Annotated in this window: 7 protein-coding genes and 1 pseudogene; 6 read left to right on the forward strand and 2 right to left on the reverse strand. The window is 37.5% G+C overall.

Features of this window, described 5'->3' with window-relative positions; genetic code table 11:
- From ACY651_RS18575 to ACY651_RS18595, 5 genes are all read left to right on the forward strand, one after another.
- On the forward strand, window positions 1-443 hold a 443-nt coding region (locus ACY651_RS18575), incomplete at its 5' end, for a TolB-like translocation protein (RefSeq protein WP_462255003.1).
- A 16-nt stretch (window positions 444-459) separates the two neighbouring features.
- Window positions 460-2,418 carry a glycoside hydrolase family 97 protein gene (locus ACY651_RS18580; protein ID WP_462255004.1) on the forward strand — a complete coding sequence of 653 codons (1,959 nt, stop codon included), beginning with the start codon at window positions 460-462 and terminating at the stop codon, window positions 2,416-2,418.
- 103 nt (window positions 2,419-2,521) lie between these two features.
- Entirely contained in the window at window positions 2,522-3,511 is a 990-nt protein-coding gene (locus ACY651_RS18585; protein ID WP_462255005.1) for a family 43 glycosylhydrolase, read from the forward strand.
- Window positions 3,512-3,519: 8 nt separating this feature from the next.
- Complete coding sequence (mgrA, locus tag ACY651_RS18590; RefSeq protein WP_462255006.1) at window positions 3,520-4,506, forward strand: L-glyceraldehyde 3-phosphate reductase; 987 nt, start codon at window positions 3,520-3,522, stop codon at window positions 4,504-4,506.
- A 271-nt stretch (window positions 4,507-4,777) separates the two neighbouring features.
- Window positions 4,778-7,630, forward strand: a complete 2,853-nt coding sequence (locus tag ACY651_RS18595) for a glycoside hydrolase family 2 protein (RefSeq protein WP_462255007.1) — start codon at window positions 4,778-4,780, stop codon at window positions 7,628-7,630.
- 25 nt (window positions 7,631-7,655) lie between these two features.
- On the opposite strand, the gene ACY651_RS18600 is transcribed toward ACY651_RS18595, so the two are convergent.
- Both ACY651_RS18600 and ACY651_RS18605 read right to left on the reverse strand, forming a co-directional pair.
- Window positions 7,656-8,174 (reverse strand): hypothetical protein, encoded by a 519-nt coding sequence (locus ACY651_RS18600; RefSeq protein ID WP_462255008.1) that lies wholly within the window; start codon window positions 8,172-8,174, stop codon window positions 7,656-7,658.
- 126 nt (window positions 8,175-8,300) lie between these two features.
- Window positions 8,301-9,377, reverse strand: a complete 1,077-nt coding sequence (locus ACY651_RS18605) for a DUF2279 domain-containing protein (RefSeq protein WP_462255009.1) — start codon at window positions 9,375-9,377, stop codon at window positions 8,301-8,303.
- Between the two features lie 74 nt (window positions 9,378-9,451).
- Between ACY651_RS18605 and ACY651_RS18610 the strand changes: the two are divergent.
- Window positions 9,452-9,885: pseudogene (locus ACY651_RS18610) on the forward strand (phospho-sugar mutase); the annotation flags it as partial.

The following is a 9,885-nucleotide window of genomic DNA, read 5'->3' on the forward strand; positions in this document are numbered from 1 at the left end:
CCGGTACAAATAAAAATACAGAAGCAGGTACGCCTGTTAGTGGAGCCAACCCAGGGCAGGAATCTGCATGGGGCCCATCAGGTACAAGAGAAAAACCAACAGGTTTAGGAATTGTAAATCTTCGTACAAGAGAAATGATAATTGTTGGCCAAACAAAAAGTGGCAGCGGCTTATGGCATGTAAGTGCATCCTCCGATGGACGATGGGCAGCAGGAGATGATTTTACAAGAAATATTTATTTAATAGACCGCCACACGAACGAAATGATCTTGCTTTCTGCCGGGCATAAAGCAACAGCAGCTGATCATCCGCATCCAACTATAAGCCCCGATGGAACAAAAATTCAAATTCAATCTGCCATGCTTTCTGCAGATAACAGATCAATGAATATTTGTATTATACCTTTGCCCGAAGAATGGTTGAAAAGAAAATACAAGGATTAATAAAAATAATCAGGAAATGAAAAGAATAGTTTTATTATGTGCAGTACTAATTTTTTCTTTTGCATACAAAGCAGATGCTCAATTAAAAAGACAAATTGTAAAACGTACTGTTATTACAAGCCCTGATAAAAAAATTATAGCAGAGGTATTGCTGAATAGTAATAAGCAATTAATCTATAATATTCTGTATGCAGGAAAAAAAGTAATGGAAAATTCCGCATTAGGTATTGTACGGGAAGATGCAAACTTTTCAACAGGCATGCAATGGTTAAGTGCATCGGAGCAGTCTTCGGTAAAAGACAGTTATAAAATGTTGACAGCAAAAAAATCTTACATTAAGTATTTAGCCAATAAAAAAACAATAACTGTAAACAACAGCAATGGCGATGCTATGCAGGTTGTATTCCAGGTTTCAAATGATGGTGTGGCATTTCGTTATGTATTTCCACAAATATCTTCTGCTATAAAAAAAATAACCACAGAAGCCACAACCTTCCATTTTTTAAATGGTACCAAAGCATGGCTGCAACCTAAAACAGAAGCACAAAGCGGGTGGGAGCACAGCAACCCATCTTACGAAGCACATTATATGATGGATATAAAAACAGGTACGCCATCACCAGGTAAAAACGGTTGGGTATATCCAGCAATGTTCAAATACGATAATGTGTGGATGTTGATAACCGAAGCAGCATTGGGCAGAACATATTGCGGTACTTCGTTGCAACAATTTTCTGATAACAACGAATACAAAACAAATTTTCCGCAGGAGCCGGAGAAATTTACCAATGCTATTTTATTTCCAGAATCAACATTGCCGTGGCAAACTCCATGGCGTATTATTGCGCTGGGAAGTTTAAAAACTATTTCCGAATCAACATTAGGTACCGATCTTGCTTTACCCGCTGTAAAAATGGACAGCAGTTTTATAAAACCCGGCCGGGCATCGTGGAGCTGGATTATGAGTAAAGACAATTTTATTATTTATGAAGAACAAAAAAAATATATTGACTATGCAGCCGATATGCATTGGGAATATTGTTTAATAGATGCAGATTGGGATAGAAAAATTGGATATGAAAAAATAAAAGAGCTGGCAGATTATGCCGCTAAAAAAAATGTAGGCATTTTATTATGGTATAATTCTGCCGGCGATTGGAATACGGTGAAGTACACCCCAAAAGATAAAATGCTTACTCACGAAAGCAGGATGAAAGAATTTGCTATTCTGCAACAGTTGGGCATCAAAGGTATTAAGACGGATTTTTTTTCCGGCGATGGACAATCGATGATAAATTATTATCAGGATATTTTAGAAGATGCAGCACAGTATCATTTGCTGGTAAATTTTCATGGAGCCACATTACCAAGAGGATGGCAAAGAACCTATCCCAATTTAATGACTACCGAAGCAGTGTATGGTTATGAAATGATCACCTTCAATCAAAAAGATGCGGATGTTGCGCCGGCACATATGGTGATGAGTGCTTTTGCAAGAAACGCATTTGATCCTATGGATTTTACACCGGTGAGTTTGTATAAAATTCCAAAAATAAACCGTAAAACAAGTATTGCTTTTGAAATGGCTACTGCAGTTATTTTCTTATCCGGCATTCAGCATTTTGTTGAAGGGCCTGAGGGTATGGCTAAAATGCCTGGGGCTGTAAAAAATTATATGCAAAATATCCCTGCATTTTGGGACGAAGTAAAATTTATAGATGGTTATCCAGGGAAATTTTATGCTGTGGCAAGAAGGGCAGGAAAGAAGTGGTATGTAGCTGGGGTCAATGCAGATTCAATACAACAAAATATTGTGATTGATAAATTGCCTTTTATTGTGCCATTTAAAACCGGTACTTTATTTTCATCCAACGAAAAATATGAAATTAACATTAGCAAAGAAACAGTTTATGGCAAACAAAGTAAAACTATAGTTATTAAACCTAATGATGGATTTGTGATTGTGTTTGAATAATATAACCCCGTCAGTTCCGATTTATCGGAACAAACTCTGACGGTGGTTATGTGGAGAGCATGCCTTATCTATCTGCCGCCTGGATTACAAATAAAAATCACGAATGAAAAAAATAAAAGCAACGCTATTAATTCTGTTTCTATTTACTGTTGTTCATGCACAAAATAAAATTGCTTCCAAACCAGTATTTGATGATCCCGTTTATCACGGCGCAGCCGACCCTGTGATTATTTACAACAAACAAAAAAAGAAATGGTGGATGTTGTACACCAACCGCAGGGCTGCACTAAATGATTCCACCGTTCAATGGGTGCATGGTACCCGGATTGGTATTGCAGAAAGTAAAGATGGCAGAATATGGAAGTATATCGACACTGCCAATATTAATTACCGTCCCGATAGCGGTTACACCCATTGGGCACCAGATGTAATTGAAGCAAATGGAATCTATCACATGTATTTAACTTATGTGCCCGGTACTTTTAAAGATTGGAATCATCCAAGAGTAATAGTTCATCTTATAAGTAAAGATTTGAAAAACTGGAATTATCAATCCACACTAAAACTGGTGAATGAAAAAGTAATTGATGCATCCGTATTTAAAGTAAATGATAGTTTATGGCGCATGTGGTACAATAATGAAAAAGACGGCAAGAGTATTTATTATGCTGATAGTAAAGATTTATATACTTGGGCAGATAAAGGCAAAGCTATTGCTGCAAGGGGAGAAGGCCCAAAAGTTTTTTACTACAAGCAAAAATATTTTATGATCATTGATGCCTGGAAAGGCATGGAAGTTTTTTCTTCTGATGATTTGCTTACCTGGAAAAAACAAACCAACAGAATTTTAGAAACTCCCGGTAAAGGATTGGATGATCAGGCTATTGGCGGTCATTGCGATGTGGTGGTGAACAATGATAAAGCATACATTTTTTATTTTACCCATCCCGGCAGGCAAAAAACTAATCCTGCAGCAAAGGGAAGTTTTGATGATAAAAGAAGTGTAATTCAACTGTCCCAATTAAAATATGTAAATGGAGAAATAATTTGTGACAGAGATGAGCAAGTAAATATTAAATTGCAGAAAAATTAAAAATAATTATGCCTTACACTGCAAACGAAAATCGTTATCAAAATATGCAATACCGCCGCTGCGGAAAAAGCGGTATTCAGTTATCCGCCATCTCCTTAGGATTGTGGCATAATTTCGGCGATGTAGATTCAGAAGAAGTGTATCGAAAAACATTACACACTGCTTTTGATAACGGCATCACTCATTTCGATCTGGCCAACAATTACGGCCCGCCACCCGGCAGTGCCGAAATTAATTTTGGCAAAATTCTCCATCAGGATTTCCAGGCTTACCGTGATGAAATGATCATCAGTAGTAAAGCCGGTTATTACATGTGGCCCGGACCGTATGGTGAGTGGGGCAGCAAAAAAAATATGGTAGCCAGCATCGATCAGAGTTTAAAAAGAATGCAACTGGAGTATGTAGATATTTTTTACAGTCACCGCCCCGATCCCAATACTCCCTTAGAAGAAACGATGGCCACCTTAGATTTATTTGTACGTCAGGGCAAAGCATTGTATGCAGGTATTTCAAATTATCCTGCCGATCAGGCTGCAAAAGCGTTTGAAATTTTGCAACAACTCGGCACCCCTTGTTTAATTCATCAGCCCAAATATTCTATGTTTGACCGTTGGGTGGAAGGCAGCTTGCTGGATACGGTTGAACATTATAACGTGGGTTGTATTCCATTTTCTCCCTTGGCACAAGGCTTACTAAGCAATAAATATATCAATGGTATTCCCGAAGGATCAAGAGCTACTAAAGGTGTTTTTTTAAAAGCAGAACAAATAACAGAAACCATTCTGCATAAAATAAAAGGATTAAACAATATCGCTGTACAACGCAACCAAACCTTAGCACAAATGGCATTAGCCTGGTTGCTAAAAGATAGAAGAGTAACGTCTGTTTTGGTTGGCGCCAGTTCATCTGCACAATTATTAGATTCGATTGATTGTTTGAAAAATATAGAGTTTAGTAAAGAAGAGTTGGAGGCAATTGAAGAAATATTAAAATAATCTTCGGCTACGCCAAATATCTTTGTGACGGGCATTTGTACTTCTATGAGGCGACATCGGCAGAGTTTATCCTGAGGAACGAAGGGCTCCATTCAACATTATATCTTTGAAGGTCTTTCATCAAATTGGTAATGTACTTTTATAACCGCAGGATACAACAGGACAGCTTACCACTCCTATAAACCTAATTTACAATCTTATAAACGATTGTATGGTGCTAAAAAAAACTCCTCTTTTATTTTGTTGCGATTTAAGCAATTCCACAATAAACATGCGTAAAATATTTGTAGTCTTCAGCATTATTGTTTCGTCAATTGCCAATGCCCAAACAAAACAAATTCAATACCTCTCTGGTACCGATACCAAAAACACAGTGCAATGGGATTTTATGTGCAGCGCTGGAAGAAACAGTGGCACATGGAGTAAAATACAAGTACCCAGTTGCTGGGAGCAGCAAGGCTTTGGCAATTATAATTATGGAAGGGATTATAAAACCAATGGCAAAAACTTTCGTTTTTATGACGAGAAAGGTATGTACAAATATTCTTTTAAAATTGCGCCAGTCTGGAAAGGGAAAAACATCAATATTGTTTTTGATGGCAGCATGACGGATACTGAAGTAAAGATAAATGGTAAGCTTGCAGGCGCTATTCACCAGGGAGCATTTTATAGGTTTAAATATGATATTACAGCATTGTTATTTTTTGATAAACCTAACAGACTGGAAGTAACAGTAAGCAAAATGAGTGCCGATGCCAGTGTAAATAATGCAGAACGTTTAGCGGACTACTGGGTTTTCGGTGGCATTTTTCGTCCCGTATTTTTAGAAGCCACACCAAAACAGTTTATAGATTATGTGGGCATTGATGCAAAAGCAGATGGTAAATTTGCTATGCAGGTTTGGGTAAAAAATCTTTCGCAAAATGCAACTGTTGTTACTACCATTACAGATGCCAACAAAAAAATTATTGGTACGCTAAAAGCTCCGGTTGCAAAATCGGCTGAGAATATTGTTGCAACGGCATCAATGCAAAATATAAAAACCTGGACTTCAGAAACACCGAACCTCTATAATGCAAATGTGGTATTGCAGGATGCTACCGGAAAAAAAATATATGAGTTAAACGAAAAATTCGGTTTCCGTACAATAGAAATTCGTTATGGCATGGGAGTGTACATCAATGGTACACAGGTAAAATTTAAAGGAACAAACCGTCATTGCTGGTGGCCCGAAACTGCAAGAGCATTAAGCGACGATCAGCAACTGCAGGATGCATTGCTGCTAAAAGAAATGAACATGAATGCAGTGCGTTGTTCTCACTATCCCCCAGATAAATATTTTTTACAATTGTGCGATAGTCTCGGCATTTATGTTTTAGATGAACTGGCTGGCTGGCAAAAATTTTATTCTTCAAAAGCAGGCGAACCATTGGTAAAAGAATTGGTGTTAAGAGATTTGAATCATCCTTCAATAATTTTTTGGGACAATGGAAATGAAGGCGGCACCAATAAAGAACTGGATGATGATTTTGTAAAATGGGATTTTCAAAAACGTCCTGTCATTCATCCGCACCATCGCCCCGGCAATCAGTTCAATGGTATTGATTGTAACCATTACGAAGATTATTACAGCACACAAAAAATATTGAACGATTCTCTCATCTATATGCCAACAGAAATGCTGCATGCACAGGATGATGGCGGCGCTGGTGCAGCGATGGATGATTTTTGGAACCTGCATTGGAAGTCGCAAAAAAGTGGCGGGGTTTTTATTTGGGCCTTTACAGATGAAGCCGTAGTAAGAACAGACTTGAACAATGCATTAGATGCAAACGGACTAAACGCAAACGATGGTATCCTTGGCCCACACCGGGAAAAAGAAGGAAGTTTTTATGCACTGCGTGAAATTTTTTCTCCCATAAAATTAAATATGCCAGTGGAATTGCCTGCAAATTTTAATGGGCAAATTGAAGTGGATAACCGCTTTTATTTTCTAAATGCCAACCAATGTACATTTTACTGGGCATTGATAAATTACAGTAAACCATTCGATAGATTTGATGGTTATGTGGTACAGCAAAAAGGAATAATTACTGCACCGGATATTGCTGCAACAAAACAAGGTTTATTACAATTAAATCTTCCGTTAAATTATAAAGATTATGATGCACTGGTACTTGTTGCCCGAGATAATTTTGGAAAAGAATTATACAAGTGGACAAGTAAAATAAAAAGTAATCAATCTATCATCAGCAATTTTGTAACTACAAAAAATGATTCAGTTTTTGTAAGAGAAACGGATACCGTTTATACAATGCGAGGCGGCGATGTTAGTATAACTCTCGATAAAAAATCGGGCAATCTCGTTACTACAAAAAATACCAGCAACGATTATGTTTTGTCTTTTAACAATGGGCCGGTTTTAGTAAAAGGTGATGCCGCAGTGGTAAGCAGTAAAATGTACAAAGAAGTAAACGAACAGGTAGTAGAATTTAATTACAGCGGCAACATGAAATATACCAAATGGAAAATCAACAGCAGCGGATGGGTAACATTGGAGTATGAGTATAACGCTGATGGTGACCTGCCTTTTGCTGGTATCACATTTAATTATCCCGAGAATTATGTTTTATCCAGCCGCTGGTTGGGCAAGGGCCCCAGCCGCCAATGGAAAAACCGTATGGCAGGCACTCCGGTAAATGTGTGGCAGAATATTTATAACAATACCCACACCGGTTATTCGCCTGTTGTATATCCCGAGTTTAAGGGTTATTACGGCGAAGTAAACTGGATGGAATTAAGTACAGTGGAAGGTAAACTTTATATAGCCAGTAAAGACAGTGGTTTATTCATTCGCCTTTTCGATTTTTATGCATTGAGTGCTGCAGCAAAACCGCATCCCGAATTACCATCAGGCAATATTTCTTTTTTAGATTGTATTCCTCCAATAGGAACAAAATTAGCAACGGGCTTAAGTACCAATACAAAAAACCTTGGGCCACAAAGCGAATTAAATCATGTAAGCGGCAGTAAAAAACGTACGTTGTATTTTTATTTTGGTATGCCTAAAACAAGTGAGGGTAAAGAAAATTACAGCAGGCCGGCGGTGGATAATGTGTTTTAATTTATTTGCAGTGCATCTTAATTTTTTATTCCCGCTTTAAAAAAACTTTAGCCCTGCTTTTAAAAGCTGCTGTTTGATGTGGTAATTGTTCTTTAATTAATAATTTTATTTCAGGAATAATTTCGGGGTATTGTTTAGCAAGATTACCTAACACCGTTAGCGAAAATGCTTTTACTGCAACAGCTTCTGTGGGGCTTTCAACATACTTAAAACAAATATCCATTATTTGCCCCTGGTATTTTTTAGGAATTTTGATATCCTGCAATAATCGAATACTATTTCGTTTTACGGCATTATGCAAATTTTGTTTTTGCAAATTTTTAATTAAAGCAGGCCAATGTTTTTTTATAAAATCAGGGTGGCCCATTACACAATAACTCACTGGCCACGCCGCCCTTTGCACCACACGGTATTCGTCATTTAAAAATAAATGAAAAAGTTCGTCAAAACGTTTTTGTGATGCACCTACCCAATTTACAATTGTGGTGCATTGCGCTTTGGAATGTTCTTTTAAAATTTGTTCCCGTAAATTAAATGTTGCCACATTATAGCAATTAATAAAACAAATATAGCCACTGATTACACAGATTTACACAGATTTTTTTAATACTAAAAATTATAAAAGGTAAAATGTATTATTCGTGCTAAGTACTGTAATCCGTGGCAAAAACTAAAATGTAAGTGCATTCAATTTAAACTTACCATTGGAATATTCTAATGAAGGCATGGGAAATTTTACAATGTTTAAAATATTCAACGCCACTTTAATTCCTTTTTTATTGGTTTTAATTTTAGTAAGATCAATATCCGGTGCTAAATACCATTGGCGGTAGCGTTTAATATCGGTGCGGTTAAAATTCATGGTACCATTATCGTCTTTACCAATATTTTTATTGGCGCCAAATAAACCCTCGGCACCTGTACCAACAGAAATTTGCAGCCATGCCGGTAAATTACTTTTTGGAAAAAATGATTTTAAATTAGCACTCAGCCAATAGGTTTGACCGTTATAGTCTTTTAAAAAACGTTCGGCAGTACTGGCACCAAAAATTTTATTGCTGCGCTGGTTAAGTATCGGGTCACTATAAAATTTACGATGAAAAGAGAATTTAAATTGAATCCGTTGTTCGTCCCACACCAACTCCTGGGCAACCAGTATGCCGCTGCCTAAAATGTTAGCACCAAAATCGCCCCAGCTCCAGCCCCATTCTTTGCTAAAGCCATCTAAAGTTTCGATTACGGTTTGATAAACTGCACCGCTCATGCCACCCAGCCAAATTCTTTTTTTGCGGTCAATACCTGTCCAGCGCCACAGTTCCATGCTGGCTTTACTTTCGGCATAGGCACTGTAAGCATGCCCAATTTTATCAATGCCTTTCCATTCCCCAATATCGTTGAAGGAATGAAAATTAGTTTGCGGATAATTTTTATACCATGCTGCGTAAAGGCCAACCATTGCACCGCTGTAACCAATTATGTTGGTGGTGGCGATTATTTTTACTCTTTTTTTTGTTTGTTGTGGGGTTAATTTATTGTTGTTAAACTTATTCTGTTTTGTATTGAATGTTATTGTATCTCCGTGGTCAGAGAAAGTACCGTTTGTAAAAACTGAGTTTACTTTTTGGGTTGAATCCTGAGCCATTAATTGAAAAGTAGCAGCAAACAGAAGGTAAAAGCTCAATAAAGCTTTAAAAGTACAAGAGTGCGACGCCACCGCAGCCGATTTATATTCTGAAGTTTGGTACATAAAAAACAAAAATAACCCAATATGATGTTAATGATATACGAAACATTTATTTTTGAGGATGTAAATTAAAATATATGGAAGCAAACACTCTTAAAAGAATCAGCGACTGGCTTAGCGGCAATTACGACCAACCGGTTAAAGACGAAATTACTGCACTGCAAAAGGATAATCCTGCAGAGTTAGAAGACTCGTTTTACAGAAATTTAGAGTTTGGTACAGGCGGTCTTCGTGGCATTATGGGCATTGGTACCAACCGTATGAATAAATATACGGTAGGCATGGCCACACAGGGCTTTGCTAATTATTTAAAAAAATCTTTTAGCGGTACAGTTAGTGTGGCTATTGCACATGACTGCAGGAATAACGGTCGTTTTTTTGCCGAAACCACCGCAAATATTTTTGCTGCCAATGGTATAAAAGTGTATTTGTTTGAAGCCTTGCGCCCTACACCGGAATTAAGTTTTGCTATAAGGAAATTGGGCTGCCAGGCTGGTGTGGTACTTACGGC

This window comes from Ferruginibacter sp. (assembly GCF_031391665.1).
Classification (GTDB): Bacteria; Bacteroidota; Bacteroidia; order Chitinophagales; family Chitinophagaceae; genus Ferruginibacter.

Bases quoted from the DNA above. Each gene is read 5' to 3' on its own strand.
- ACY651_RS18580 (WP_462255004.1), top strand. From the start codon at position 460: ATGAAAAGAATAGTTTTATTATGTGCAGTACTAATTTTTTCTTTTGCA.
- ACY651_RS18595 (WP_462255007.1), top strand. From the start codon at position 4,778: ATGCGTAAAATATTTGTAGTCTTCAGCATTATTGTTTCGTCAATTGCC.
- ACY651_RS18605 (WP_462255009.1), bottom strand. From the start codon at position 9,377: ATGTACCAAACTTCAGAATATAAATCGGCTGCGGTGGCGTCGCACTCT.
- ACY651_RS18585 (WP_462255005.1), top strand. From the start codon at position 2,522: ATGAAAAAAATAAAAGCAACGCTATTAATTCTGTTTCTATTTACTGTT.
- mgrA (WP_462255006.1), top strand. From the start codon at position 3,520: ATGCCTTACACTGCAAACGAAAATCGTTATCAAAATATGCAATACCGC.